Source organism: Marinovum sp. (assembly GCF_048263515.1).
In the GTDB taxonomy this organism is placed as follows: domain Bacteria; phylum Pseudomonadota; class Alphaproteobacteria; order Rhodobacterales; family Rhodobacteraceae; genus Marinovum.
In genome coordinates this window covers 426986-452501 of record NZ_JBLXEC010000001.1, presented here as the reverse complement: position 1 = coordinate 452501, position 25516 = coordinate 426986, and the positions used below count along the sequence as shown (strand labels likewise).

25 protein-coding genes are annotated in these 25516 nt (G+C 64.2%); 4 read left to right on the top strand and 21 right to left on the bottom strand.

The window, feature by feature from the left end; genetic code table 11:
• Positions 1-21: 21 nt before the first annotated feature.
• The 10 genes from ACN0SE_RS02140 to ACN0SE_RS02095 form a co-directional block, all read right to left on the bottom strand.
• Complete coding sequence (locus ACN0SE_RS02140) at positions 22-681, bottom strand: class II aldolase/adducin family protein (RefSeq protein WP_417522825.1); 660 nt, start codon at positions 679-681, stop codon at positions 22-24.
• Between the two features lie 8 nt (positions 682-689).
• Positions 690-1730, bottom strand: coding sequence for a 2-hydroxyacid dehydrogenase (locus tag ACN0SE_RS02135; protein WP_417522824.1), 1041 nt, complete (start codon positions 1728-1730; stop codon positions 690-692).
• Positions 1727-3286 (bottom strand): FGGY family carbohydrate kinase, encoded by a 1560-nt coding sequence (locus ACN0SE_RS02130; RefSeq protein WP_417522823.1) that lies wholly within the window; start codon positions 3284-3286, stop codon positions 1727-1729. Before ACN0SE_RS02130 ends, ACN0SE_RS02135 begins: the two co-directional genes overlap by 4 nt.
• Complete coding sequence (locus tag ACN0SE_RS02125; protein WP_417522822.1) at positions 3283-4911, bottom strand: FGGY-family carbohydrate kinase; 1629 nt, start codon at positions 4909-4911, stop codon at positions 3283-3285. Before ACN0SE_RS02125 ends, ACN0SE_RS02130 begins: the two co-directional genes overlap by 4 nt.
• An 8-nt stretch (positions 4912-4919) precedes the next feature.
• On the bottom strand, positions 4920-5648 hold the full coding sequence (locus ACN0SE_RS02120) for an SDR family oxidoreductase (protein WP_417522821.1): 729 nt from the start codon (positions 5646-5648) through the stop codon (positions 4920-4922).
• Between the two features lie 172 nt (positions 5649-5820).
• The gene (locus ACN0SE_RS02115) at positions 5821-7962 is read right to left on the bottom strand and encodes an arylsulfatase (protein WP_417522820.1); all 2142 of its coding nucleotides are present in this window, start codon (positions 7960-7962) and stop codon (positions 5821-5823) included.
• Positions 7963-8115: 153 nt separating this feature from the next.
• Entirely contained in the window at positions 8116-9126 is a 1011-nt protein-coding gene (locus ACN0SE_RS02110; RefSeq protein WP_417522819.1) for an ABC transporter substrate-binding protein, read from the bottom strand.
• A gap of 45 nt (positions 9127-9171) precedes the next feature.
• Positions 9172-9969 carry an ABC transporter ATP-binding protein gene (locus ACN0SE_RS02105; protein WP_417522818.1) on the bottom strand — a complete coding sequence of 266 codons (798 nt, stop codon included), beginning with the start codon at positions 9967-9969 and terminating at the stop codon, positions 9172-9174.
• 53 nt (positions 9970-10022) lie between these two features.
• Entirely contained in the window at positions 10023-10817 is a 795-nt protein-coding gene (locus tag ACN0SE_RS02100) for an ABC transporter permease (protein WP_417522817.1), read from the bottom strand.
• 4 nt (positions 10818-10821) lie between these two features.
• Positions 10822-11613 carry an ABC transporter permease gene (locus tag ACN0SE_RS02095; RefSeq protein WP_417522816.1) on the bottom strand — a complete coding sequence of 264 codons (792 nt, stop codon included), beginning with the start codon at positions 11611-11613 and terminating at the stop codon, positions 10822-10824.
• Positions 11614-11912: 299 nt separating this feature from the next.
• On the opposite strand from ACN0SE_RS02095, the gene ACN0SE_RS02090 reads away from it, so the two are divergent.
• The gene (locus ACN0SE_RS02090) at positions 11913-12917 is read left to right on the top strand and encodes a LacI family DNA-binding transcriptional regulator (protein ID WP_417522815.1); all 1005 of its coding nucleotides are present in this window, start codon (positions 11913-11915) and stop codon (positions 12915-12917) included.
• Between the two features lie 101 nt (positions 12918-13018).
• Here ACN0SE_RS02090 and ACN0SE_RS02085 read toward each other — a convergent pair whose 3' ends face one another.
• A complete protein-coding gene (locus ACN0SE_RS02085) occupies positions 13019-13600 on the bottom strand; it encodes a hypothetical protein (RefSeq protein ID WP_417522814.1) in 582 nt (193 codons plus the stop codon).
• A gap of 275 nt (positions 13601-13875) precedes the next feature.
• Positions 13876-14772 (bottom strand): LysR family transcriptional regulator, encoded by an 897-nt coding sequence (locus tag ACN0SE_RS02080; protein ID WP_417522813.1) that lies wholly within the window; start codon positions 14770-14772, stop codon positions 13876-13878.
• An 84-nt stretch (positions 14773-14856) separates the two neighbouring features.
• Here ACN0SE_RS02080 and ACN0SE_RS02075 point away from each other — a divergent pair, with 84 nt between their 5' ends.
• The 3 genes from ACN0SE_RS02075 to ACN0SE_RS02065 all read left to right on the top strand — a co-directional run bounded on the left by ACN0SE_RS02075 (position 14857) and on the right by ACN0SE_RS02065 (position 18185).
• Positions 14857-15285, top strand: a complete 429-nt coding sequence (locus ACN0SE_RS02075) for an MFS transporter (protein WP_417522812.1) — start codon at positions 14857-14859, stop codon at positions 15283-15285.
• Positions 15234-16058, top strand: coding sequence for an MFS transporter (locus ACN0SE_RS02070; RefSeq protein WP_417522811.1), 825 nt, complete (start codon positions 15234-15236; stop codon positions 16056-16058). The genes ACN0SE_RS02075 and ACN0SE_RS02070 overlap by 52 nt, the downstream gene beginning before the upstream one ends.
• A 303-nt stretch (positions 16059-16361) precedes the next feature.
• On the top strand, positions 16362-18185 hold the full coding sequence (locus ACN0SE_RS02065; protein ID WP_417522810.1) for a sigma-54-dependent Fis family transcriptional regulator: 1824 nt from the start codon (positions 16362-16364) through the stop codon (positions 18183-18185).
• A 2-nt stretch (positions 18186-18187) separates the two neighbouring features.
• Here the strand turns inward: ACN0SE_RS02065 and ACN0SE_RS02060 are convergent, their stop codons facing one another.
• The 9 genes from ACN0SE_RS02060 to ACN0SE_RS02020 all read right to left on the bottom strand — a co-directional run bounded on the left by ACN0SE_RS02060 (position 18188) and on the right by ACN0SE_RS02020 (position 25508).
• The gene (locus tag ACN0SE_RS02060) at positions 18188-19429 is read right to left on the bottom strand and encodes a HupE/UreJ family protein (protein ID WP_417522809.1); all 1242 of its coding nucleotides are present in this window, start codon (positions 19427-19429) and stop codon (positions 18188-18190) included.
• Positions 19430-19484: 55 nt separating this feature from the next.
• Positions 19485-20069 carry a VOC family protein gene (locus ACN0SE_RS02055; RefSeq protein WP_417522808.1) on the bottom strand — a complete coding sequence of 195 codons (585 nt, stop codon included), beginning with the start codon at positions 20067-20069 and terminating at the stop codon, positions 19485-19487.
• Positions 20070-20193: 124 nt separating this feature from the next.
• Positions 20194-21771, bottom strand: coding sequence for a GMC family oxidoreductase (locus ACN0SE_RS02050; RefSeq protein ID WP_417522807.1), 1578 nt, complete (start codon positions 21769-21771; stop codon positions 20194-20196).
• 11 nt (positions 21772-21782) lie between these two features.
• Positions 21783-22370, bottom strand: a complete 588-nt coding sequence (locus tag ACN0SE_RS02045) for a hypothetical protein (RefSeq protein ID WP_417522806.1) — start codon at positions 22368-22370, stop codon at positions 21783-21785.
• Positions 22371-22447: 77 nt separating this feature from the next.
• Entirely contained in the window at positions 22448-22750 is a 303-nt protein-coding gene (locus ACN0SE_RS02040; protein ID WP_417522805.1) for a DUF1330 domain-containing protein, read from the bottom strand.
• Between the two features lie 51 nt (positions 22751-22801).
• On the bottom strand, positions 22802-23500 hold the full coding sequence (locus ACN0SE_RS02035) for a lipoate--protein ligase family protein (protein ID WP_417522804.1): 699 nt from the start codon (positions 23498-23500) through the stop codon (positions 22802-22804).
• A complete protein-coding gene (locus ACN0SE_RS02030; protein ID WP_417522803.1) occupies positions 23497-24177 on the bottom strand; it encodes a 2-oxo acid dehydrogenase subunit E2 in 681 nt (226 codons plus the stop codon). The genes ACN0SE_RS02035 and ACN0SE_RS02030 overlap by 4 nt, the downstream gene beginning before the upstream one ends.
• Complete coding sequence (locus ACN0SE_RS02025; RefSeq protein WP_417522802.1) at positions 24174-24407, bottom strand: biotin/lipoyl-containing protein; 234 nt, start codon at positions 24405-24407, stop codon at positions 24174-24176. Before ACN0SE_RS02025 ends, ACN0SE_RS02030 begins: the two co-directional genes overlap by 4 nt.
• A 72-nt stretch (positions 24408-24479) precedes the next feature.
• A complete protein-coding gene (locus ACN0SE_RS02020; RefSeq protein WP_417522801.1) occupies positions 24480-25508 on the bottom strand; it encodes an alpha-ketoacid dehydrogenase subunit beta in 1029 nt (342 codons plus the stop codon).
• Positions 25509-25516 lie beyond the last annotated feature (8 nt).

The window sequence follows — 25516 nt, the reverse complement described above, 5'->3', positions numbered from 1 at the left end:
CGGGAAATGCGTGTCACGTCGTCAGTGCTGATCCTGGAGCCCGTAGCCGCCGAAGGCCTGATGTGTCTCGGCAATGTCCTCTTCACTCAGCAGCACCGGCCCGCCGATGGCGAGCGACAGGTAGTATTGCTGGGCAATGGCCTCCAGCTCGACGGCACGCCAGAGCGCTTTGCGCAAATCCGAGCCAAGCGCCAGCGCGCCATGGTTGGCCATCAAACAGGCGGTCCGGTCCTTCATCGCCTCCTTGACGAGTTCGGAGAGCTCTTCGGACCCGAACCGCGCGTAGCCAGCACATCGGACGTCATCGCCTCCGAAAGCCGCGATCATGTAGTGGCAGCGCGGTATCGATTTGCGGGCAATGGCAAGCGCGGTGCAATAGGTCGGATGACCGTGGACGACCGCATTCACGTCGGACCGCGACTGCAACATGTCGAGGTGAAACCGCCATTCGGTCGAGGGTTTGAGCGGGCCGGACCAAGTGCCATCGTTCCGGTCAAGCGGCATTTCGACGATCATCTCGGGCGTCAGGTCTTCATAGGGTGTCGCCGAGGGCGAGATCAGCATCTTGTCGCCGCAGCGCACCGACACGTTTCCGGACGTGCCCTGAGTCAGGCCCAGGGATGCGAGGCTCTGGCAGGCATCGACGAGCGATTGGCGGAGGGTGGTCTGAATATCTTTCATGGGATCTCTCAACAGGGGTTCAGGGGAGGTTCGCCGTCCAGCCAGCGCCGCACTTCAACCGCCGCCTTGCTTGCTGCAACGCGCACGGTTCGCAGGGAGGCTCCGGCGATGTGGGGGGTCAGGGTGACGTTGGGCATGGTGAGCAGCGGAGAATCCGCAGGCACCGGTTCGACCGGAAAGGTCTCGAGCATGGCGCCACGCAAATGCCCGCTCTGCAGTGCCGCGATCAAGGCATCGTAATCCACCAGCGGGCCGCGCGCGGTGTTGATCAGGGTGCTGCCCGGTTTCATCGCGGCAAAGGCCGCGGCATTCATCATTCCGGTGGTTTCCTCGGTCACGCGCGGATGCAGTGACACGATGTCGGCCTCGGCCAGCAGCCTTTCGTGCGAGACCATCTCGACACCCGCCTGCAGGTCCTCGACCGCCAATTGCACGTAAGGGTCGGACACCAGGATCCGGCATCCGAAGGCTCTCAGGAGCGACACGACGCGCTTGCCGATCTGGCCGTACCCGACGATCCCGACAGTCATGTCGCACAGCTCGTCGCCGGTGACATCCGCCCGGTACAGATCGGTCCGGTAGTCCCCTGCCCTCAGCGCCTCATGGCCTCGGGCCAGGTTGCGTACCTCTGCGATGATGCCCCCGATGGTGAATTCCGCCACCGCGCTGGCGTTGCGGCCGGGCGTGTTGACCACGGTGATGCCGCGCGCCCGCGCCGCCGTCATGTCGATGTTGACCGGGCCACCGCGGCTGACCGCCACAAGTTTCAGGCCGGGCAGCGCTTGCATCATCTCGGCCGACAGCGGCGCGTGATGCAGGACCGCCACGTTCGCCGTGCCGATATGCGCCACCACTTCGTCGGGGTCGCCCTGAAACTCCTGAATACCCTGGATGCGCGAGCCGCCGTAGCCCTGTTCCAGGGGCGCATCGGGCCAATCGTAGTCCATCCGGCGCACCGACACCTTGTCGCCGCACACCGCGAGGATCTGCTCCTCGAAGGTCTTGGACAACATGAATCTGTCACCGATGATCGCAACGTCAGTGGTCATGAGATTTCTTCCCTTGTCTTCGCCTGGGCGTGCCAGAGCGGTTGCATGGCTGTTCGCCCCGCCTGAAAGGCCGGAAAAAGGCTGTCGTAGGTTCCTGTCAGATCCGGGTCGGGCAGGACGGCATCTCGAAGAAGCGGCGTGACCCAGACCTCACTGGCCTGGCCCAAGCTGGAGAAGACCCCAGATTGCACCGCGGCGATCATGGCCGCTCCGGCTGCACCGGTCTCTTCCTGCGCGACTGCCCGGACCGGGCGGTTCAGGACAGAGGCCAGGATGTGCACAAGCTGGGTCGATCGCGCCGCACCGCCGGCGACCCGGATTTCGCCCGGGATGTCGCCCATCGCCGAATAACAATCGCGCGCAGCCAGGGCCAAGCCTTCGTAAACCCCGCGTACCATCTCGCCCCAGCCGACAGCGCGGTCGAGCCCGGTATAGCTGGCCCGTGCGTCGGGTTCGGAAAAGGGCCCTCGCTCACCGGTGGTGGCGATATAGGGGTGATAGGTCGCTGCGCCGGGCCGCGCCCCGGCCACCAGATCCTCAAAGCCTGCAAGAATATCGGATGGGCTTGGCGCCAGTCCGGCAGTCGCCATAACTTCGCTGGCAATCCCGGCAATCCAGTCGATATTGATCGCCGCCGCCATATTCGTCTGCACCTGCCCAAAGGCTTCGTCGGCAAGCGCCACCGTATAGCCGGTTCGGTTGTCGTTCAGCACGATCTCGTCGACATTCGCGGCATACCGCGTGTGAACTCCGGTCGATCCGAGGATCGACACCCCAGGCCGTGCGGTCCTGTCGCACAGCCCCGAGGCAATTCCGGAGGTGACGATATCCATATACCCAAGGCAGACCGGCAGCCCCTCAGGCAGTCCTGTCGCGGCAGCGGCGCGTCTGCCGAGCCCGTGCGCGGACCTGCTGCCATCTATGATTGGCGGCATCAGACGGCGCATGTCATCGAGGCCCAGCGCGGTGATCACCGCGTCGCTGTAGCGCCGCGTCCGGATATCGCCGAAGTTCAATACCGCTTCGCTCACATCGGCAACCACTTCGCCGGTGAGGCAAAAGTACAGCCACTCCTTGCAATGCAGGGCATGTGCCGCGCAACCAATCCTCTCGGGGGCGGTCTTTCGCAGCCAGGAGAGTTGCACCCGCATCTGGCAGAGATTCACCCCGGTCGCGGTTGTGTGGTAGATGGTGTCGTGCCCACAGGAATTGGCGATCTCTCGCGCTTCCAGAGCCGCGCGCGAATCCATCCACAACATGGCATCGCCGATCGGGGTGCCCTCGGCATCGATCAGCCATGTGCCGTCACCCTGGGCCGTCACCCCCATGGCGAGCACGCGGCCTGCGAGATCGGGGATCGTATCGGACAACTGGCGGAGCATTTGCGCCGCAAGCTGCCAGGTTTGCGCCATGTCCTGCTCCGCTGCCCCTTGCGGCGAGGTGCGGTAGCGATTGCGGACACCGGCCGCGGCCAGTTGACGCCCCGTCAGATCAAAGGCCACGGCCTTGATGACCGAAGTGCCGGCATCCAGACCGATCAGGATGTCCCGGTTCATGCCCCGTCTCCCTGGCTGGCGCGTCCGGCTTGCTGCAACGCGGTGAAGCGGCGATAGCGCTGGTCGTGCAGCTCTCGCATCTCGCCCGTTGCCGGCGCATACATACCGTCGAGGCTGGACATCTCCGCCATCGCTTCTTCCAGCGAACAGAAGTGACCGGAGGCAACCGCGCCGAGCATGGCGCTCCCCAGCAAGACCGGTTCAGCTGTTCCCGGACTGGCCATGGTCCTGCCCGTCGCGTCGGCCAGGATCTGCTTGACGAAGCCGCTTGCGCCGGCTCCGCCGCTGACGACAACCGTCTCTGGCACGACGCCGCAGGCGGCTTGTGCATCAAGGATCTGGCGGAGCCCGTATCCGATGCCGGTCAGGCCGGCGATGTAGAGCGCGACATGCGACGCCAGATCCCGCCGCAGATCGAGACCGGCGATGATGGCCCGCGCAGAAGGGTCCGACAGAGGCGCGCGATTGCCCAGGAAATCCGGCACAACGATCACGTTCCCGGCGAGGAGCACGGCCTGTTCCGGATTTTTGCTCATTTGCTCGGCTTCAGCGAGCAGGAAGTCGGTCACCGACAGCTCCTTTTGCCGGGCGATCTCTGCCGCTTCGGGGAAATGCGGATGCATCTGCACCAGATGTGCAATCGCCTCGCCTGCCGCGGATTGACCGCCCTCGATCAGCCAGGCGTCCGGCAGCATCGCCGCGTGATAGGGGCCCCAGACACCTGGCACGCTGGTGGCATGCGGCGACGACGTCATGGTGCAGGCCGAGGTGCCGAAGACATAGGCCATGCGCGACTGAGCCGGGGCTCCCTTGGCCCCGACCGTTCCGATCCCCCCCGAGTGCGCGTCGATCATCCCGGCCGCGACCGGAGTTCCTGCCGCCAGTCTCAGTGCCAGAGCTGCGTCTTGCGTGAGACCGCTGCCCAGAGGGCTGCCCGGAGCGACCACTTTGGTTCCGATCCGCGCAAAGTTGTCGTCACCAAGATCGGACAGGCCGATTTCACGGAAATAACTGACATCGAATCCGCCTTCATGCGCGAGGTAGGTCCACTTGCAGGTCAGTGTGCAGCTTGACCGGGACAGATCGCCGGTGGCCCGCCAGGTGAGGTAATCTGCCAGATCCATGAAATGCCCGGCGCGGCCGTAGCTCTCGGGCAGATTTTCCTTCAGCCAGAGCAGTTTCGGCGTTTCCATCTCGGGTGAGATGCTGCCGCCGACATAGTCGAGCACCCGATGCCCGGTCGCATTGATGCGGGCAGCCTGTGGGGCCGCGCGCTGGTCCATCCAGACGATGATGTTGCGCTCAGGATCGCCGGAGGGGCTGACGCTGACCGGCCTGCCGTCACCGGACAGACAGACCAGCGAACAGGTTGCATCGAAGCCGATGCCAACGACGGTATCGATTGCCACGTCAGCCTCGGCCATGGCCGCCCTGACGGCCATGCAGACCGCATGCCAGATGTCGTCGGATGATTGCTCGGCCAGAGCGCCCTCGCGCCAGATCCGGATTTCGTGCTTGCCGGTCCCCAGCAGCGCACCATCGGGCCTGAACACCCCGGCGCGGGCACTTCCTGTGCCGACGTCAATGCCGAGAAAGACCGGGTTTCCATGTGAGAGGTCCGTCATCTCCGGCCTCACAGTTCGACACTGTTGGGCAGGATCACGAGGTCCCGGATGGTGACGTGCCGTGGCCGGGTCAGCATGAAATGCACGCAATCGGCCACATCATCAGGCTGCATGAGGCTGCCGTTTGCCAGGGCTTCATCCATCTTTGCCTTGGGCCAGTCGTCCAGCAACGCGGTCACCACCGGGCCGGGCAGGACCGCGCCGACACGGATGCCGTGCGGGGCCATCTGTCGCCGAACCGTGTGGGTAAAGGCTTGCACGGCATGTTTCGATGCGGTGTAGATCGGCTCCCACATCACCGGCACGACACCTGCGATGGAGCTGGTCATGATGATGTCACCGGTTCCGCGTTCTTTCATGTGCGGCAACACGGCACGCACGGTGCGAAAGGCAGCGTTGACGTTGAGATGCAGCACCCGGTCCCATTCGTCCGGGTCTCCCTCAGACGCATCGCCACCGACGTAGCCCCCGGCGTTCGCGTGAAAGACGTCCAGATGTCCCATCCGGTCGAGGATCCGAGGCAGCATCTGGTCGACGCTGGCCGGTTCGAGCAGGTCTGTGACCACAGGGACTGCACGTTCGCCCAGCTCCTTGCACAGCGTCGCCAGCCGATCCTCGGCGCGGTCGACAAGCGCCACCTGCGCGCCGGACGCAAGGCAGGCCCGGGCGCAGGCCAGCCCGATACCAGAGGCTGCGCCGGTGATGGCGATGGTTCTTCCCTCAAGATCTCGTGCCATGTGTGCTTCTTTCAAATTAACCAGTGGTGCCGTGGACGCTCTCGACGTGCTCGCGCCTTACCGGCAAAGCGCCCGGTGGCGCGGGATCTGTCGTCGCGCGCCGAAGGCGGGCCAGGTCAGAGCGGAGTGTCGTGTCCCGCGCGACAGCCGCGCGGGATCGGGAACCGGGGACTCAGTCCTGCGATTCATAGTCGTTGGGTCCGGCAATATCGTTGCCCAAGGTGATGCGGACCCGGTCGATTTCGCCCGTGAAGGCAAATCCCTGTCGGCCCTCATAGACCGGGCTCACCGGCGAGCCGGCATCGCGCCCCAGGCTGAAACCCTCCCAGTCCATGAAATACCGATAGGTCTCGGGCAGCGCGGTGCGTCCCGCCTCCTGACCGTTGATGACCAGAACGCCTTCACCCTGACGGACGCCGGTCTTGTCGAACCTGTAGAGGATATCGACCCAGTCCCCGGCCGGCGGCACCCTGCCCTCGACCCGGTACATCTTCTGGTAATAGTTGTACTCGTGAATGATGCGATCATCCTTCACGTAGAGCGTATACCCCCCGCAGAGCCCGCCGCAGGCCGCGATGACCCCTTCGGCCCCCTCTGGCAGGCGCACACGTGCGGCCAGCTCATAAGAACGATCCAGCGTAAAGGGAGCAGCCCCGCCGGGAATGTTCGTCATGCCGGGAAAGAAGACGAATTCCTGCTGGATGCGCGGAGACTCGTCGCGCGGACGCGACATGGCGCGGCGTTCGGCAAAGCCACGGTCGTCAAGTGGCAGCACGTCATAGCGCCCGGCTTCCGCCCACCACAGCTCGATCAGCTTCCTCAGCCGCTCCGGCTCTTTCTGCGCGAGATCGGTGCTTTCCGAGAAATCCTCGGCGACGTGGTACAATTCCCACTGGTCCTCGTCATAATCGGAATAGCGCTTGTGATAGGCAACCGCCTTCCAGCCGTCGTGCCAGATGGCGCGGTGGCCGAACATCTCGAAGATCTGTGCGGTCTTGCGGGTCGGGGCGCGGGCGTCGTCGAAGGAATATTTCATGCTGGTGCCATGAATATTCATCTGGGGGATGCCCTTGATCCGGGCCGGCGCTTCGGTCCCGGTCACCTCAAGAATGGTCGGCACAATGTCCATGACATGATGGAACTGGGTGCGGACGCCGGTGTCCTTCAACCCCTTGGGCCAGTGGACGATCAGAGGGTCCTGAACCCCACCGGCATGGGTGTTCTGCTTGTAGCGGCGCAGCGGGGTGTTTTCGACCTGGGCCCAACCGATCGGATAGTTGTTCTTGGCATGCATCGTGCCGATCTGGTCGATCCGCTCGAGGTTGTAGTCGAAGGATTCAGCATCCATGTTTTCGTAGAAGGTGGTGCTGGTCGACCCGTGGATCTGACCTTCCTGACTCGCCCCATTGTCAGACATCAGGAAAATGATCGTGTCGTCGAGCTTGCCCAGTTTTTCGAGATGGTCGAAGACGCGGCCCAGTTCCTTGTCGGAGTGGTCGAGAAAGGCGGCATAGGCCTCTTCGAACCTGCAGTAGACCCGCTTCTGGTCGTCGGACAGGCTGTCCCAGGGTTCCACACCGTCATTGCGCGGTACCAGTTTCGTGCCCTCTGGCACGATTCCCATCTCGATTTGCCGCGCAAGGCGCCGTTCGCGCGCGATGTCCCAGCCTTCGTCGAAACGACCCTTGTACTTGTCGAGGTATTCCTGCGGAGCCTGATGTGGCGAATGCATGGCTCCCAGAGCGTAGTACATGAAAAGCGGCTTGTTCGGCGCCAGAGACACGTGATCGGTCAGAAACTTGCACGCCTGGTCGGCCAGGTCCTCGTTCAGCGTATAGCCTTCTTCCGGGGTGCGCGGCGGTTCGATGTGCTGGTTGTCCCGCACCAGCGAGGGCCGGAACTGATCGGTCAGCGCTTCGAGGAAGCCATAGAACTTGTTGAATCCGCGCCCGAGAGGCCAGTGATCGAAGGGGCCGACGGCCGACATCTGATCTGCCGGCGCCAGGTGCCATTTGCCTACCGCGTAGGAATTGTAACCTTCGGGCGCCAGCATGTCAGCCAATGTCCCGGCGTTGTGCCGGATCGCGCCGCGCTTGCTGGGAAAGCCGCTGTCGGCGTTGGCGATGATCGACATGCCGACAGCGTGGTGGTCCCGTCCGGTCAACAACGACGCCCTGGTGGGAGAACACAAGGCCGTGGTGTGGAAGTTGTTGTAGCGCAGGCCTCCTTGGGCCAGGCGGTCGATATTGGGGGTTTCCGCGTCGCCGCCGTAGCACCCCAGACTCCCGAACCCCAAGTCGTCAAACAGGATCACGAGGATATTGGGACTGTCTTTCTTCGGGCCCCTGACCTCAGGCCACCAAGGGGTGGACTCCTTGTATGTCCGGCCGATTTGACCTTTGAAAACCTCGGTCACCGTATCGCACGTGATGCTCATTCTTTACGTCCTTCTTTGGGAGTTGCCGGCTTAGTTTCGCAGGGCTTTGGCAGCGGTCAGCACCTGGAGCGCCACCGGCTGCATGGCCTTGAGGTCGGGCACTTCGTCATAGGCCCCCGCGGCTACCAGAACCTCGGCACCGGCGATCAGCGCGTCGATGGTGGCACCGGATTCCATGTCGGCGATTGCTTCGTCGAGGGTCTGGAAATCCCGCAGGCTGAACGCATAAGCGGCAGTTTCCTTGTCGCCCTCGATGCCGGTGTCTGCATAGTACTGGAGGGCCAGTTCGACGGCCTTGTCGGGATTGGCGCGGATGTATTCGTTGGCCCGGTAAGCGGCCTCGACGAATTTGGCCGCGGCCTCGGGATTCTCTTGCCAGAACCGATCCGTGATGATCCAGGGCGCAATCACCGATGTCCCGGCAATCTCGCCATCGCAGATGACTTCGTATTTGTCCTTGTCCATGACGATATCGAAATCCGCGCTGGCGGCGGTCGTGCCTGCGCCGACCTCGCCGTTGCGGAGCGACTGACGCGTCACCGGCGGATCAAGCGGAACGATCTCCAGGTCGCCCTGCGCCACGCCGAAATGGTCGGCGCAGGCGAAAAGAACCTGGCTCCAGGTCGAATTGGGAACGGTGCCGATCCGCACCTTTGCCAGCGCCTCGGCGGGGGTCATGCCCTGCATGACGTCCTTGCGCATGACCAGCTTTATGTTGCGGTCTTCCTTCTGCATCGTGCCAAAGGAAATCAGCTTGAACTTGTCCCAGCCCGAGATCGCCGGCGGCCCACCTGTCCAACCCGCCTGCCAGTCGCCAGAGACGCCGGACGCCAGCGCCACGCCGCCATTGGGGAAATAGGTGGTTTCCACCTCGAGGCCGTTCTCTGCGAAATATCCGAGGTGATCGGCCAGCCACATCGTATAGCCCGCCTCATTCGGCTGGCTGTTGAGATGCAGTGCGGTTTGCGCAAGAGCGCCACCCGCGGCCAGCGCCGCGATGGCCGCTCCCGCGGCAAGGCGCTTGATAAGATTGAATGTCATGGTCTTTCTCCTCCGGTTGGGTCGTTTCGATGGCTTCGGCATGTTTCAGGCGGCCAGGATCTCTTCGCGCACGAGCGCCCAGATCTCGCGCCGAGCCTTGATGAAGTCCGGGTGTTCGGCGGCCTGTTCGATGTCGCCGCGTTTCCAGACCACGTCGCGTGGCAACTGGATTTCCTTCTTGATGCGGCCGGGGCGTCGCGACATGACGATCACGCGATCGCTCAGGTAGACGGCCTCTTCCACCGAATGGGTGATGAACAGGACGGTGTAGTGCTTTTCATGGCTGAGCCGCTGGACCTCTTCCTGAAGGAGGGTCCGGGTCTGGGCATCCAACGCGCCGAAGGGTTCGTCCATCAACAGGATCTCGGGCTGCATCGCCAGGGCGCGGGCAATCGCCACACGCTGCTGCATGCCGCCCGAAAGCTGGCTGGGATAGCTGTCGCGGAACTGGGCAAGGCCCATGATGTCGAGCTGTTCGCACAGCCGACGCTCCTGCTCGTCGCGTGGCACGTTGGTCATCTGAAGGCCGAACTTGATGTTCTGGGCCACGGTCTCTGACGGAAACAGGGCGAACTTCTGGAACACGACGCTGCGGCGCGGGCCGGGCTTTCCGGCCGGCTTGCCGTCAATCAGGATCTCGCCCCGCGTCGCCTGCTCCAGCCCCGCCCCTACGGTCATCAGGGTGGATTTCCCGCAGCCCGACGGCCCGACGACGCAGACGAATTCGCCCTTTTGCACCGAGACCGAACAATCGTCGACCGCCAGCACCCCGGACCCTTCGGGGCCGTACCACTTGGTGATATTGCGCAGTTCCAGCTTGGGGATGGGGGCAGGTTCGAGCATCGGGGTGTTCCTTGTCGTGCTTGGTGCGGCTTCTGGCCAGGCGTGCGGGGCGGTCATGAAAGTCTCCAGGGCATCAGGCGGCGCTCGAGTTGCTGCACGCCAAGGTCGATCAGGACGCCCAGCACTCCGATGGCGATGATCCCGACAAAGATGGTCGAGACAGAGTCGTTCTGCTGTCCTTGCGCGATCAGGAACCCGAGGCCGGTCTTGCCGACGACAAGCTCCGCGCCGACCAGCGCCATCCAGCCGTTGCTGATGGCAATTCGTATCCCGGTGATGATGCTGGGCGTGGCAACCGGCACCACGACCCGGGTGAGCGTGCGTGACTGACCAGCTCCGAAAACCCGGGCCGCCTGGATCAGGATGTTGTCCACGTGCTGCACGCCAAGCTGCGCATTGATGACACAGGCCGGAAACGCGGCGATGAACACTACCATTGCCTGTGTCGCCGTCGACGCGCCGAACCACAGGATCGCGATGGGAACCCAGGCAAAGGGCGGGATGTAGCGCAGAGTCTCGAAGATCGGGTTCATCACCGCTCGAAACCACGGGGCCCAGGCAAAGAAGATGCCGATGGGCACTCCCAGCAGGATTGCCAGGATCACGCCGTAGGACCAACGTTCGAGGGACGCCAGAACATGACCCATGAGCGCAGCCCCGGCAAAAGGCTCGACGATCAGGTTGGCAAAGCGGGCCATCACCGCGAAGGGCGACGGCAGCACTTCGGGCCCCACCCAGCCGAACACGCTTGTGGCAAGAACCCAGAGCGTCCCCAGGAGGCCGAGAGACATCGCACCGTATGCCAGGGGGGCTGAAAGGGTCGAGGTGGCGGATGATCTGATGGTCATGGCCCTATCCTTTCTGTTGCGGCAGCGACCAGGGCGCGAGAAGGCGCGTCGCCAGTTTCATCAGGACGGACAGAAGGACGCCCAGCAAGCCGATCAGCAGCATCGCCACCACGAGCACATCGGTGTCCAGCATCCTCGAGGCGTTCAGCGCGACGTATCCAAGCCCGGCGGTGGCGGCGAGCAGCTCGGCCGCAACAAGCGTGGTCCAGGCATTTCCCAGCGCGATCCTCGCTCCGGCAATCAAGGTCGGCAGGGCGGTTCGGCACACGATCCGGGTCAGGATCTGATGATCGTTCGCCCCCAGCGTCCGCCCGGCGTTGATCAGCAGCTTGTCGACGGAAGCGACCGCCTGCATCGAGTTCATCAGCCACGGCACCAGCGCTGCAATGAACACCACGAAAACCCGTGCGGGCTCTCCGATACCCATCCAGACCAGGGTCAGCGGGATCCATGCCAGTGGCGGCACCGGACGGATCAGCTGAAAGATCGGAAAGACCAGCCATTTCACGCGCGGCCACCATGCCATCGCCACTCCGAGCGGCACGCCGACGATCCCGCCAAGCGCCCAGCCCGCCAGCACGATCGACAACGAGCTGAAGACATGCCCCAACAGGGTCGAGCCGATATAGGGCTTGACCCACATCCGACCAAAGCGCTCGGCGACATCGCCGGGCGAAGGCAGGAACAGCGACGACACCGGCCCGCTGCTGCGCGTGACCCAGGCCCAGGCTGCGATCCAGGCCACGCAGGCCAGTGCGCTGACCAGGAACAGGTTATCGTTGGCTATGCGCCGCATCGCTCTCCCCCTTCATCGGTTCTCCCCCGCCCCGACTCATCGCGGCTGGCGGCAATCTCGTAGTAAAACGTTTAACTGTCAATGCAGATTTCCGGCACTCACGGACAGCCGTTGGCGATATCCTCGCTAATTACTTGTTATAAAAGTTTTTTTATTTGGACTTGACCTCTTCAGCCAGATGACGCTCGCGCCGAGCGGTCAGGAATGCCAAGAAATCGAGACTCTGCGATTGCCACTTTCTCGTGATTCATATAACTGTTTAATTAAGAGCCATCTGGCAGAAACCGGAGCATGGGGAAGTGACAAAGAAGCCGTCGATCAAGGATGTCGCCCGGGAAGCGGGCCTGTCGACAGCGACCGTTTCGCACGTCTTTTCAGGCAAGAAACATGTCAACGAGGAGTCGGCCCGGAAGGTGCGGCAGGCTGCCAAGAAGCTGGGCTACACGATGGACAGGGTTGCGTCGCAGCTTCGCTCGCGACGCACCAGGATCATCGCGGTCCTTGTGCCCAGCCTCGAGGACCTCTTTCTCAACCGGTTCATCTCGCTGATCGAGTCTCGCGCCGAAGATGCCGGATACCAGGTCATTGTTTCCTGCTCACGCGATGATCTGAAAATCGAGCAGGACCGCTTGCGTGCCTTGATGGGATGGCGCCCGAGCGGACTGATCATCGTGCCCTGCGTCGACACTGTTCCCGCCATGCTGCTCAAGGAACACCCGGAAGTGCCGGTGGTCGCGGTCGACAGGGTCAATCCTGCGATGTCGCATTACGATACGGTGACCATCGACGACTTCGCCTCTGGTCGGGACGTGGCGCGGCATTTGATCGAGAATGACGCCCGGTCTATCCTGGTGCTCGCAACCAGCGATAGGGTTTTCACACAGAGACAGCGGGTCCTCGGAATTGAAGACTGCGTGCGCGCCGCAGGCGATGTGCCGGTCAACACGCTGGTAGCCGGGCCCGATGCCGAAAAGGCTGCGGCGAAGCTTGCAGACTGGCTCGAGGAACATCCGCAGACTGACGCGGTCATAGGGCTGACCAACGTCATGACGCTTGCCGCACTCTCGACATTTTCATCCCTGGGCATCGAGCCGCCCAAGGACATCATGCTGGCCGGGTTTCACGACTCCCTGTGGATGACCGCGCGACGCGTTCCCGTCACGACAGTGGCGCAACCGGTCGATGCGATCGCCGATGCCGCTTGGGAGCGTGTCAGCAACCGGATTGACCAGAACGACGATCAGATACGCAATGTCATCTTCAAAAGCACGTTGATCGAACGAAAATCGACGCTCAAGCATTGAGACCGCCCAAGGCAGCCTTGACAACACCCGGGGAAATGCCCGCAGAAATGTCATTTCTGACATCCCCGGCGAAGAACTTTCTCGCATTCCTATCGAGCTGTTCAGAGGTGCCGGAGCGATTTCGAAACGGGGGTTATGTCGAAATTGAAGCCGCCGTCGGTAAACAACCCGGGACCGGCCGCAAGGGCCAACACAGTCGCGGTAGTCACCTTAGACCTCAACTGGTGGGCCGCGCTTTCGCCGAGGGCTGAAAGCACGGCTCGCTGCAGCCGGATGTACCGCGTGACTGCGTCGATCAAGGTAGCAGAAAAGATCCGGCGGTCGCTGCGCGACTCCTGCGTGTGCGAGGCGTCGAAGTAGAGGCCCGACAGGTCCGCAAGCAGGCCTTCGGTTAGCTCCAATCCAGCATAGCCTTTGATGCGGATCGGTGCCTCGGGGATCAGGATCATCGTCGGCGTGATGCTGGCCCGCGTGTTTGCGTTCACGAGTTCCCGGCAGGGGCGGGCAAGATGATGGGCCACATACTGCCCGATCCGATAAATCAGCGCCGAGAACGCGAGCGCGACATTCAGCATCCGAGCCTTGCTTAAGCGCCGGATCAGGGCACAGGCCAGCTCCCAGAAGGTCGGAGGCGCTTCGAACCAGCGCCTGAGCCTGGTGGCCTCCGCGAACGCGGCAAGCATTGTGGCGTGTCAGAATCCGATGCGTCGATCGGCGTAGGCCCGTTTGAACCTGCAATCAGAAGTGCGCTGCGTGCCGCCCAACGCAGGGTCGACCCGTCTCTTCAACTCCTCGATCACCTCCCGGCGAACGTGGTTAACCTCAATCGCGCCCTACCGGACAAAGTGCCCTTACCAGAGAATGGTGTTGTCGGGGATCTCAGCAGCCTGTCCCGCCCCGGTGATGTGACCCACCGCCGTCCGTTATCCGTTCCGGGCCAGTGATGTCAGACAGCTGCTCATACCTGATGAATGACACCCAGCCAGTCCAGGAACACTGCCAACCGGCGCAGCCCCGAGACGCGGGTGAGGTAGAGCGCGGTGATGTCCAGCGGGTCGGCCTCGAGCTGGCCGGGGAACAGCTCGACCAGACGGCCTGAGGCAAGGTCCTTGTCGATCATGAAGTCGGAGAACCGTGCAATCCCCAGACCGTTCAGCACCAATTGGCGCACCGCCTCGCCGTTGCCTGCGGTCAAGGATGATGGCACGCGCACCGAGGCGGAAAGGTCTGCAAACCGCAGGGTATTGATGTGCTCGGGGCTGGCAAATCGCACCTGCTCCAGGTGGACAAGGTCGGCCGGCACCTCTGGCCAGCCGGTGCGATCGAGATACTCCGGGCTGGCCACCAGTTTCCACGCCGCGCGCCCCAGGGGGCGGTGCAACATGTCGCTGTCGGGCAGCGGACCCAGACGAATGGCGACATCCGCATGACTGCCGATCAGGTCAACCAGCGTGTCTGCCATGTCGATCGACAGCTGGATGTCGGGATATCTCGTGTGGAACTCGGCCAGCCGCGGGGCGAGGACATGGAGGACATAAGGCACCGGCGCGTTCACCCGCAGCGGTCCGGCGGGGGCCTGACCGCTTGACGCGATCTCCTGCAGGGTTTCGCTGCGGTCCAGGATTTCGCGCGCCTCGGCCAGAACCGCGGCGCCTTCGGGGGTGATCTCGAGGGACCGCGTGGTTCGGCGCAGCAGCGTGACCTTCAATTGCGCCTCCAGCCGCGAGACAGACCGGCTCAGGGTGGAGGCAGATACCCCCCTGTGCCGCGCCGCCTCGGCAAAGCCGCCTTCATCGACGACCCCGACAAAGGCCGCCAGATCGCCCATGCGCAGCAATTCGTGCAATTTCTGCAATGATCCATTCCAAACATGCCTGTTCTCGCAATAGATAACGGCAGGCATATACGGCGTCGACATCAAATTCGTTGGAGAAAACCGATGCCACTTGCTCTTTGGGCGCTGACCATCAGCGCTTTCGCCGTCGGAACGACCGAGTTCGTTATCGTCGGCTTGCTGCCCACCATTGCTGCCGATCTTGGTGTGTCGACCCCGTCCGCTGGCCTGCTGGTCAGCCTCTATGCGCTTGGCGTGACCATCGGCGCGCCGGTGCTGACGGCGATGGCCGACCGGGTGCCGCGCAAGACACTCCTGCTGCTCTTGTTGGCGCTGTTCACGATCGGCAATGCCTATGCCGCCTTTGCGCCGGACTACAACAGTCTCGTCGCCGCACGCTTCATCACGGGTCTTGCCCATGGTGTGTTCTTTGCCATCGCCTCGACCATCGCGACGAACCTGGTGGAGCCCGAAAAGGAAAGGTGGAGCCCGAAAAGGAAAGCTCGGCCATTGCGCTGGTGTTCCTTGGCCTGACTGTCGCGCTGGTGACGGGTGTACCTTTGGGGACCTTCATCGGCCAGACCTTCGGCTGGCAGTCGACCTTCCTTGGCGTTGTCGCTTTGGGCGTGATCGGCTTCATTGCCTCAGCCGTCTTGGTGCCTGCGAACCTGACCAAGACCGCGTCAGCGGGGATCAAAGCGCAGCTGCAGGTGCTGACCTCGCCGCGCCTGCTGCTGGTCTATCTGATCACGGCCGTTGGCTATGGCGGCAACTTCATCGCCTTCACCTTCCTCGCGCCGATGCTGACCGAGGTCACCGGCCTGTCGGCAGGCGCTGTCAGCCTGGTGATGCTGCTTTACGGGGCCTCCGTGGCCGTCGGCAATATCGCGGGCGGCAAGCTGTCGGACCGCATCGGTGCCGTCCCGGCGCTGACCGTGATCTTTGCCGGCCTCGCCGTGGCGCTGATCGCGCTCGGGGCAACCTTGACCAGCCCGATTGCTGCCATCGCGGTTGCGGCCTTCTGGGGCGGTTTTGCCTTCGCCAACGTGCCGCCGCTGCAATCTTACGTCGTGCAGATCGCGCGCGATGTCTCTCCCGGTGCGGTTGATGTGGCCTCTGGCCTGAACATCGGTGCATTCAACCTCGGCATCGCCGGGGGCGCATGGGCCGGCGGCCTCGTGGTGGACGGCATCGGCCTTGCCGCCGCGCCCTACATCGCCGCCGGAGTGGTGGTCGTCGGGATCGTTCTGGTGCGCCTTTCGGGCCGGTTGAACGAGACGATGCCCCAGGCCGTCGCTGCCGAATGACCTCGCCTGCCCCGCCGTATCGTTGGTCCGGCGGGGCAAACCATGAATTTCAGTTTGTCTCAGGGCTGCCCTGAAGCTGATCGACAGCGCCTTGGGGTGCAGCGCGATAGCCGGGCGTCGGCCGGGATGAACTCGGCCAGCGCGCCTTGCAGGTCCGCAAGGCCCTCGGCACAGCCATAGACCTCGTCAGCAACCTCTTCCAAAATCGGACATAACCCGCCTGAGCAGGAGTTCAGTTTTCCGAAATCGAGTATAATATTCGGCGTCGTTTACCTCTATGATCGGGACGACGGAGGAGACACGATGAACCTTGCCCCCCACGCGGGCCCCGAAGCCGCGCTTGGCGCGTCTTGGGAGCGCTGCGCATTGAAGTACAAGCTGGCGCGCGACAGCGCCCGCCCGATCCTGCGCATGCAATCGTCCGAGGTGACGCCCAGGCTCGAAGAGATGATCGAGCGCACCGGCGGGCGAAACGGCATCTTCCGGCAACTGGCCGGGATCGCCGCCGAAACCGGCGCCTGCCTCGTGGTTACCGACGCTGACGGCGTGCTGGTGCGGCTGGAGGGCAGGCAAAGCGGCCGCGACCTGTTCGAGCGGAAAGGCATCGCGCTGGGCTCGGTCTGGGATGAGCGCGTGGCCGGCACCAATGGCGTCAGCATGGCCCTGTCGGAGAAGGCGGCCTTCACCGTGCGTGGGCAGGATCACTACTTCTCGCTGCTCAAGCCGTTCTCCTGCACCGCCGTGCCGCTGTTCGACGCCGAGAACGAGATCGTGGGCGCGATCAATTACTCGATGGTCGATCGTGGCAACCACGCGGATTACCTCTTTGCCCGGCAACTTCTGGGGGCTGCGGCCGACCGGGTGCAGCGGCTGCTGTTCGAGCGTCGGTTCGACAGTGCGATGATCCTCACGGTGGCGCCCAGTGCAGGGCGCGACCTGTTGCAGAGCAGTGAGCTGGTGGCGGTCAACGAAGACGGCATTATCCTCGGCGCCACTGCCCGCGCGCATTTGCTAGCGGGTGGCGAGGCGCCTGCGAAACTGAAGGGCCAGTCCTTCGAGGCGGTTTTCGCTGCGGATACCACGTCGCTTGTGCAGGTGCCGGACCGTGTGATGAGCGTCCGATCCGAGGCCGGGGCGACGCTGAATATTTCGGCCCGCGTCCCGACCTCGCGGCACCGGCCTCTGCGCCCGGCTCGGTCACCCGCCAGCCCTCTCAGGCGCCGGCTGGCTCCCTCGCTGAAGCGGCTGTCCCAGGGCAGTGAGCGGATGGCGGCGATGTGCGCCCGAGCGCAGGCTTGCTATCGCCGGGGCCTGCCCTTCGTGATCGAGGGGCCGTCCGGCACCGGGAAATCCAGCCTCGTGGCGGCTCTGACCGACGATGCCGGATCGGCGCAGGTGATGACGGTGGATTGCGCCACGCTCGACGACACCCCGGACGACCGCGCCTATTTCAGAACCCTCGTCGGGCAGGCGCAGGCCGCCGGCGCGCTGTCGGACAGCCTCGGGGCACCGGTCACCATCGTCTTCGAGAATGTCGACGAAATGCCGGGCTTTGCCCAGGCCGGATTGCGCGCCATGCTCGAGACCTTCGACACGACCGACGCCACCGACATGCCCCGTATCATCGCAACCAGCCGCCGGTCCCTGAGACAGAGTGTCGAGCAGGGGCTGTTCCGAGATGACCTCTATTTCCTGCTGGCCCGCGCGGTGGTGGCGCTGCCCGCGCTGGCAGAGCGCGAGCGGATCGACACCCTCGCGCGCGACCTCGCGGGGTCATTGTCAGGCGCGGAGGTGGAGATCACCGAAGAGGCGCTGGCGTTGCTGCGCGCCCATCCCTGGCCGGGCAATCTGCGCGAATTGCAGAACGTCCTGCAACAGGCGCTGATCGAGGGAAACGGGAGGCGTATTTCGGCCGTCGAGCTTCTGGATTTGGCACCCCCAGCGCCCCTGCAAGCCGGCGTGCCCATCGTACAGCGAACCGCAGCAAACTACGACGAACGCAGCATGATCGAGGACGCCCTGGCCGGCGCGCGCTGGAACGTCAGTCAGGCTGCGCGGACCCTCGGCATGGGCCGCGCGACCATCAATCGCAAGATCAAGCAGTTCGGGATTTCCCGTCCCGCCTGAGCTCAGGTGAAGGCGTTGGTAGCGAGCCCCAGACGCGCCCATGTTTCCGACGCGGCCAGCAGCGCGACTGTCAGCGCCAGGCCGCGCCGCCAGGCCGAGGGGGCGGTGGGCAGAGCGCGGTCCAGCAGTCGGACGATGGGCAGCAGCAGGGCGTAAAGCGCAAACTGGCAAAGCTCCAGCCCCAGTGCGAAGGCCATCAGTAGCGAGGCATCGAAAGCCCCGGCAAAGATTGCCGTCGAGGCAGAGGCGGCGAAGCCGTAGCCGTGGATCAACCCGACGCTCAGCAGCGCCACCGGGCCGAAAGCGGCGGACCTCCTGGCGAAGATGGCGATCCCGGTGACGACGATCGACAGGGCGATGCTCAACTCGACCAGCGGGATGAACCAACTGGTCTGGGGGGCCATGCCGTAGAGGCCGGCGGCCAGGGTCACGACATGCCCGAGGGTGAAGGCCGAAGCCCAGCCGAGAGCCTGCCGCCAGCCGCGCGCCGCAAGAGCGATCAGCAGGATCAGGGCAAGATGGTCGGGCCCGCGATAGATGTGCTCGGCCCCGCTGAGCGCCGCCTGCCTCAGCTGCGCGGCAGGGGTGATCGTGGCCTGGAAGCTCACGTCGAAGAGGCCGAGAACCGCTCGGGTCTCTATCTCGTCGGCGCGGTGCAGCTTGAGGACGGTGCCGAAGCGGTCCATCACCGCGAAACGCGCGCCGAGGCCTGAGGCGAGCCGGAGGTCGCTGTCGAGGCCCCCGGGGACCGTCAGAAGGACGTCGAGCGTGGCTTCGAAGTAGGGGACAGGTCCCGTGCCGGCGGGGGTGGCGAATGCAGATCGCGCGGTCTTGAGGGTGCCGAAACGTGGACGGGCGTCATCTGCGTAAATGCGGATCGCACGGACCTCCGAGGCCTCCGCGCGACCGCCGATCTCGAGCGTCAGCAGACGGCTCAGTGCGCCCCGCAATTCAGGATCGGCAATGTCGAGCGCGCCGGGATCGAGCATAACTTCATCGCCGGCCGCGAAAGTGAAGGGCGGCAGACCTGTCTCGGCCCGGCCCTGCCAATCGTCGGGCAACAGAGCCAGCGGCACCGGCAGGCGCATGAGGACCGCAAGTTCGCCCTGGGTTTCGGTCACATGGATGATCCGGGGATCGGAATAGCTGAAATGCGCGTGGGCGACGTGCGGGGTGGCGAAGGCCAGCAGCGCCGCGATCAGCAGCGAAAGCCAGGGCGCATAGGGCCGGTTCGGCAGGCTCATGGCAGGTTCCTTTCCAAAGGAAAACCCCGGCCACAGAGGGCCGGGGCTGCGGAAGTCAGTCGCGCGGGTCCCAAAACCGTTTTTCGGTTTTCTGCTCGTAGACCATCCCGTCCGGGTAGCTCACCAGTTCCATCTGCATGCCCCAGGGCGACAGAAAGTAGACCCATTCCTGGCCCTCGGACCCGGTGCCGGTCAGCGGGTGCGGATCCTCCAGCACGCGCACGTCGTTGTCGCGCAGGTAGTCCACGGCCTCGCGGATGTCGTCGACGTAGAAGGCGATGTGATAACCGCCGATGTCGCTGTTCTTCGGCGGCTCGGGGTCCTGGTCGGGCGAGGTATACTTGAACACCTCCAGCGCCGGACCGTTGCCGCATTTGACCATGGTTATCAACTCGATCGTCGCGCGCGGATTGACGTTGAGGTTGTCGGTCATCCAGTCGTCTTCAAACGGGCCGAAGGGACCGAAGGAGTAGAAGCTCTCGCATCCCATCACGTCGACAAGGAAGGTCACCGCCTTGTCGAGGTCGGGCACCGTGATGCCGATGTGCTGGGTGCCGCGCATGCCGGGCAATTGGGCATGGGCCACGGCGGGCAGGGTCAGTACCGCGGCGAGGGCAGCGGCGGTCAGGGTCTTGGTCATGGGGGTCTCCTTGAAATTGGGCGAGCGGTCAGCGCGCGCAGGTTGCAGCCTGCGCGAACGGGGCCTTTGCCTCCCAATGCGGCCGGGTCCGCAGACCCGACCACACCGGGGAGGAACCGCTGGTTCAGATGTTCTGCGCGTTCATTTCCTGCGCGATGTACTCGGCCTGCCGGATCGCCAGAGCAACGATTGTCAGCGTCGGATTGCAGGCCGCCGACGAGGTGAACTGGCTGCCGTCCGACACGAAGAGATTGTCGATGTCGTGGCTTTGGCCATGGGCATTGACCACGCCCTTCGAGGCATCCGCGTGCATCCGGTTGGTCCCCATGTTGTGCGAGGCCGGATAGGGCGGCAGTTCGTAGATGTCGGTCGCGCCCACGGATTCGTAAATCTGCGAGGTAGACTCGACCATATGCGCGGTCATGGCGTGGTCGTTGTTGTGTGGTGTCTTGGCGACGATCGGCACCGGCAGGCCATGCTGGTCGACCTCGCTGCCATGCAGGGTGATGGCGTTCTGCTCCTGCGCGAGGTCTTCGCCCAGTGCCCAGACACCGGACATATAGTCGTATTGCTCCATCGCGCGCGAGAAGCTGCGCCCCCAGCCGGTGTTACCGGGCTCGAGGAAGGCCGCCATGAAGGGCAGGCCCAGCGACAGGAACTCGAGGTAATAGCCGCCATTGAAGCCCCGCGCGGGGTCGTGCTTCACGTCGTCGCCGACGACCCCGGCGACCGAGGTGCCCCGGTGCATATGCACCTTCTCCGGCATCACCGCGTAGATACCCGTTGAGGTGTGGCACATGTAGTTCTTGCCCACCTGGCCGGAGGAATTGGCCAACCCGTCGGGAAACATGCTCGACGCCGAGTTGAGCAGCAGGCGAGGGCTTTCGATGGAATTGCCAGCGACACAGACGATCCGCGCCTTCTGCAGGTGCTGGTTACCCTCGGTGTCGGCATAGAGCACGCCGGTCACCTTGCCGCTCGCGTCATGCTCGATCTTCAGCGCCATGGCATCGGTGCGCACCTCGCAGAGCCCGGAATCCTCGGCGCGCGGCAGTTCGCTGACCATCGTCGACCACTTGGCGCCGATGGCACAGCCCTGCATGCAGAAGCCGATCTGCTGGCAGGCCGGGCGGTCATCGCGGTCGACCGAGTTGATCGCCATGGGGCCGGAGTTGTAATCCGTCCGCCCGGTGCGGCGGCAGCCCTCGGCCAGCACTCGAAAGCCGTTGTTCCACGGCAGATGCGGCATGCCGGTGGTCTTGCCGGTGACGCCCATCTTGAGCTCGGCCTTCTCGTACCACGGCTCCATCTCTTCCAGGCTGACCGGCCAGTCCTCGACATTCGCGCCCTCGACCGCTCCATAGGTGGAGCGGGTCTTGAACTCCCACTCCTTGAAGCGCAGCGCCACGCCGGCCCAATGCACGGTCGAACCGCCATAGCCCTTGACGATCCAGGCCGGCAGGGTCGGGTGGTTGACCGCCCCGTGCCAGCCGCCCGCCGAGTGGCGCTTGTCGAGCCAGGAGATCTTCTGGAACATGGTCCATTCGTCGTTTTCCATGTCGGAGGTGTCGAGCCGCTTGCCGGCCTCCAGCACCACGGACCTGATCCCCTTCTGCGCCAACTCGTTGGCGAGTGTCCCGCCCCCCGCGCCGGAGCCGATAATGACGACCACGCTGTCGTCGGTTTTTTCGAAAGTTGTCATGATCCGCTCCCTCAGCTTTGCACGTTGGCCATGCGTTCTTCGAGGCTCGGGCCCTCGGGAACGAAGGTGATGTCGGAAAAGCCGCGGTCGATGTATCCGCCGTATTCCACCGAGGATCCTTCGTAGCCGAACAGCGGCCAGACATCGGCGTTGTTGTAGATGGCGAAATAGGCGGTCCAGCGGACACCCTGGAAGAAGCCGTCATGCTGGAAGGCGCGCAGTACGCCTTCGCGGGCGTCCGGATTTTCGATCGCGGTGTAGGGCGAACCGAAAAGGCTGTCGGCCTGCGCGTCGATCTTCTGCAACCCTTCGCGCAGGTCTTTCGCCGCGGCGGCATCGCCCTCGGCATTGGCAATCACCGTGTCGGCGATGGCCTGGTAGTGGCTGACGTCCAGCAAATCGGGATGCGGGTAGATGTCCTGGATCACCCGCAAGAGCGTAGCGTCCTGGCCTTCGTCGAGCGGCGCGGCGAAGGCGCGGTTGCCCAGCATCGTGCCGGTGGTCACGCCCGCCATGGCGGTGGTCATCAGGAACATGCGGCGGCTCAGGCCGAGATGGTCCTTGCCCGGCCTTTTCAGCCGGTGAAAGCGGATGGTCATCGGGTCTCCTCCCGTTCGTGAGTGGTGGTGTCGGGCCAGTCGCGGTCTCCTCAGGCCGCGAGCTGCCGTTCGCAGGCTCAGGCGAGGTCGTCCTTGCCCTCGATCAGGAAATGCTCGCTGACCGATCCCGCGTGCCGCTTGGCAAGCTGCGGGGTGTATTCGGGGTCCGACATGAAGGCCTTGGCGGCCGCCTCGGAGGGCCACTCGAGGATGATGCGCAGCCCGGCGGTGGTCGGTTCACCCTCCAATTGCTCGTGACTGGTCGTGCGAGCGAGGTATTTGCCGCCGTGCCTTTCGATGATCGGCCCGGCGACGGGCAGGTAATCGGGGATCCAGCTGTCGTCGGTGGGTGTGACGGCGAGTACGGAGTAATAGGCCATGTGAGGTCCTCCCTTGGTGTTGGCCTGCCCGCTCCTCCGGGCAAGGTGGTGTCAGGCCGCCTTGCGGTCGGGGCCTGTGAGATGGCGCAGGCGGTCTTCTGCCGCGCGCAGCAAGGCGCCTTGCAGCGCCTTCGCGGGCATGGTGGCAGGCAGCAGTTCGCTCAGCGCCACATGCACCTGGCGACGCGGTGGGGTGATGCCGCCAGCATGGGTTTCGATGGCGCCGAGAACGGGCCAGACGGTGTCGGGCGGGGGACTTGCGACAAGGGCGGCATGGATCAGCGCGAGGCTGCGGCCGTTTCCCATGGGTCGCCAGCGCTGCGCCGTGCCGGCGAGCTTGCGCCCGCCCACCGTGACGTTCCAGTCGCCGTCACAGAAGGCGGCATCGACCGCGCCGGTGTCGCTGACCACCTCGAAGCGCATCAGCGCCTCGGCGATGGCACCGCAGATAAGGCGATAGCCGTCCTCGATCCGTGCGCCTTGAGGCATCGGCGTGACCATGGCGAGGTTGATCGTCCCCGGCCCCTGCGGCACCGCGCCGCCGCCGCTGGCACGCAGGGTGAGCGGCCAGCCGGCGCGGGCGGCGGATTGAGCGAGGCCGACGAAACCGGCCTTCCGTGCGCGGCTGCGCGGCACGACGATGGCAGGCTCGACGGAGCGCCAGAGCAAGAGTGCAGGCCGCCCGGTGGCAAACAGAGCCTCCTCGCGCGCCACGCCTTCGGCGGCGGTCTGGAACTGAACGCAAGTCACGGCGCGAAGCTTTCGATCTCGACGCAGATTGCGGTCAACAGATCACCCGCCGGGGCACCGTCGAGCGCGCGGTGGTCGAATGTCAGCGACAAGCCGACATGGCTGCGCAGCGCGATCTCGCCATCCGACCCGCGCACCGCCCGGTCGGTCAGGCGACCGACGCCGAGGATGCAGATCTGCGGCGCGTTGATGATCGGGGTGAAATGCTCGACCCGCGTGAGCCCGAGGTTCGAGACGGTGAAGGTGCCGCCGGTCATCTCGGACACGCTCAGCTTGTTGGCCCTGGCTCGTGCCGCCAGATCCTGCCGCGCGGCGCGCAATTCGCTGACGGTCATGGCGCTGGCGCCGAAGATTGCCGGTGCGACCAGCAGGTTGCCGGGCAGCGCGATCGCCACCGACAGGTCGACGGTGTCAGAAAGCTTGATCTCCTTGCCCTCGACCCGACCATTGGCGTCCGGGTGGTTCGACAGCGCCCGGATCACCGCCAGCATCAGCAGGTCCTCGACCGAGACCTTGGTGCCCGCCTCGGCCATTCGTGCCTTTTCGGCCAGAAGGACCGAGGCATCGGCACTGGCGTGGTGAGTGAGCTGCGCCCCGGTCTGCAGGCTCTGCACCATCCGGTCGGCGATCATGCCGCGCACGCCCTTGAGGGGGACGGTTCTGATCTGCGCGGTCATCCGATGGTCCCGATCACCGCGCCCTTGGCGACGACGGCATCGGCCTCTTCGGTGATCGTCACGGTGCCCGATGCGGGCGCGTGAATTTCGTATTGCACCTTGGCGGTCATGATCTCGGCGATCAGCGCACCCTTCTCGACGGTGGCGCCATCGTCGACCAGCCATGAGGTGATGACGGTTTCCTCGTCTTCTTCCCAAAGGTCGGAGGGGATGGTGATATCGGTTGCCATTGGGGCAGTCCTTCTCTGTTCGGGGACGCGAGACGCGCCCCCGGTGATGGTGGGTTCCGTGAGGGTTTGGGGTCAGGCGGGCTGAAGCGCGCCCATCTCGTTCCAGGCGGCGACGATCTTGTCGGGGTTGGGCAGGCAATGCTGCTCCATCACCCGGGCAAAGGGGATCGGCACATCCGGGAAGGCAACACGCTTGGGCGGGGCCTTGAGCGCCGAGATATTGTGCTCGGTGACCGAGGCGATGATCTCGCCAGAGACGCCATAGGACATGTAATCCTCATCCACCACGATCAGCCGGCCGGTCTTGGCAACGCTGGCGCGGATGGTGTCGCGGTCGAGCGGCACGAGGCTGACGAGGTCGACGACCTCTGCGCTGACGCCCTGCGCCTCCAGCGTCTTCGCCGCCTTTAGCGCGTTATGCACACCCATGCCGAGGCTGACGATGGTGACGTCTTTGCCCTGCCGCACGACCTTGGCCTTGCCGATTTCGACGGTGTAGCTTTCCTCGGGCACATGCACCGTGGCGCCGGCTTCGGTGCCGAGCCAACCCATGCCCTGCAAGCCCTTGTGGTACATGTAGACCACTGGTGAATCATCGCGCATGGCGGCGGTCATCAACCCCTTGGCGTCATAGGCATTCGAGGGCGCAACCACCTTCATGCCCGGAAGATGCGCAAAGGTGCCGTAGACGCATTGTGAGTGCTGGCCGCCGTCGGAATAGCCGCCCCCGGTCGAGGTCATCAACACCATCGGCACCTTCACGTTGCCGCCGGAGAAATAGATGTTCTTGGCCATCAGGTTGTAGATCGCATCAAAGCAGACGCCGAAGAAATCCACGAACATGAGTTCGACCACCGGCCGCATGCCGTCCATGGCCGCGCCCACGGCGGCGCCGATGAAGGCCGTCTCGGAGATCGGCGTATCGCGGATGCGCTCGGCGCCGAATTCGTCGATCAACCCGCGGGTGTTGCCATAGACACCGCCGAGGGGCCCGATGTCCTCGCCCATCACGAAGACATTGGGATCGATCCGCATTTCCTGCGCAGTGGCCTCGGCCATGGCGCGGGCGATGGTGAGTTTTCTTTCGTTGCTCTTCGTCATTGGTCTTC

Coding starts and splice junctions, on each gene's coding strand:
- ACN0SE_RS02110 (WP_417522819.1), bottom strand. CDS start 9,126: ATGACATTCAATCTTATCAAGCGCCTTGCCGCGGGAGCGGCCATCGCG.
- ACN0SE_RS02105 (WP_417522818.1), bottom strand. CDS start 9,969: ATGCTCGAACCTGCCCCCATCCCCAAGCTGGAACTGCGCAATATCACC.
- ACN0SE_RS02065 (WP_417522810.1), top strand. CDS start 16,362: ATGAACCTTGCCCCCCACGCGGGCCCCGAAGCCGCGCTTGGCGCGTCT.
- ACN0SE_RS02055 (WP_417522808.1), bottom strand. CDS start 20,069: ATGACCAAGACCCTGACCGCCGCTGCCCTCGCCGCGGTACTGACCCTG.
- ACN0SE_RS02030 (WP_417522803.1), bottom strand. CDS start 24,177: ATGACCGCGCAGATCAGAACCGTCCCCCTCAAGGGCGTGCGCGGCATG.
- ACN0SE_RS02130 (WP_417522823.1), bottom strand. CDS start 3,286: ATGAACCGGGACATCCTGATCGGTCTGGATGCCGGCACTTCGGTCATC.
- ACN0SE_RS02040 (WP_417522805.1), bottom strand. CDS start 22,750: ATGGCCTATTACTCCGTACTCGCCGTCACACCCACCGACGACAGCTGG.
- ACN0SE_RS02100 (WP_417522817.1), bottom strand. CDS start 10,817: ATGACCATCAGATCATCCGCCACCTCGACCCTTTCAGCCCCCCTGGCA.
- ACN0SE_RS02085 (WP_417522814.1), bottom strand. CDS start 13,600: ATGCTTGCCGCGTTCGCGGAGGCCACCAGGCTCAGGCGCTGGTTCGAA.
- ACN0SE_RS02140 (WP_417522825.1), bottom strand. CDS start 681: ATGAAAGATATTCAGACCACCCTCCGCCAATCGCTCGTCGATGCCTGC.
- ACN0SE_RS02020 (WP_417522801.1), bottom strand. CDS start 25,508: ATGACGAAGAGCAACGAAAGAAAACTCACCATCGCCCGCGCCATGGCC.
- ACN0SE_RS02045 (WP_417522806.1), bottom strand. CDS start 22,370: ATGACCATCCGCTTTCACCGGCTGAAAAGGCCGGGCAAGGACCATCTC.
- ACN0SE_RS02075 (WP_417522812.1), top strand. CDS start 14,857: ATGCCACTTGCTCTTTGGGCGCTGACCATCAGCGCTTTCGCCGTCGGA.
- ACN0SE_RS02120 (WP_417522821.1), bottom strand. CDS start 5,648: ATGGCACGAGATCTTGAGGGAAGAACCATCGCCATCACCGGCGCAGCC.
- ACN0SE_RS02135 (WP_417522824.1), bottom strand. CDS start 1,730: ATGACCACTGACGTTGCGATCATCGGTGACAGATTCATGTTGTCCAAG.
- ACN0SE_RS02095 (WP_417522816.1), bottom strand. CDS start 11,613: ATGCGGCGCATAGCCAACGATAACCTGTTCCTGGTCAGCGCACTGGCC.
- ACN0SE_RS02025 (WP_417522802.1), bottom strand. CDS start 24,407: ATGGCAACCGATATCACCATCCCCTCCGACCTTTGGGAAGAAGACGAG.
- ACN0SE_RS02050 (WP_417522807.1), bottom strand. CDS start 21,771: ATGACAACTTTCGAAAAAACCGACGACAGCGTGGTCGTCATTATCGGC.
- ACN0SE_RS02125 (WP_417522822.1), bottom strand. CDS start 4,911: ATGACGGACCTCTCACATGGAAACCCGGTCTTTCTCGGCATTGACGTC.
- ACN0SE_RS02060 (WP_417522809.1), bottom strand. CDS start 19,429: ATGAGCCTGCCGAACCGGCCCTATGCGCCCTGGCTTTCGCTGCTGATC.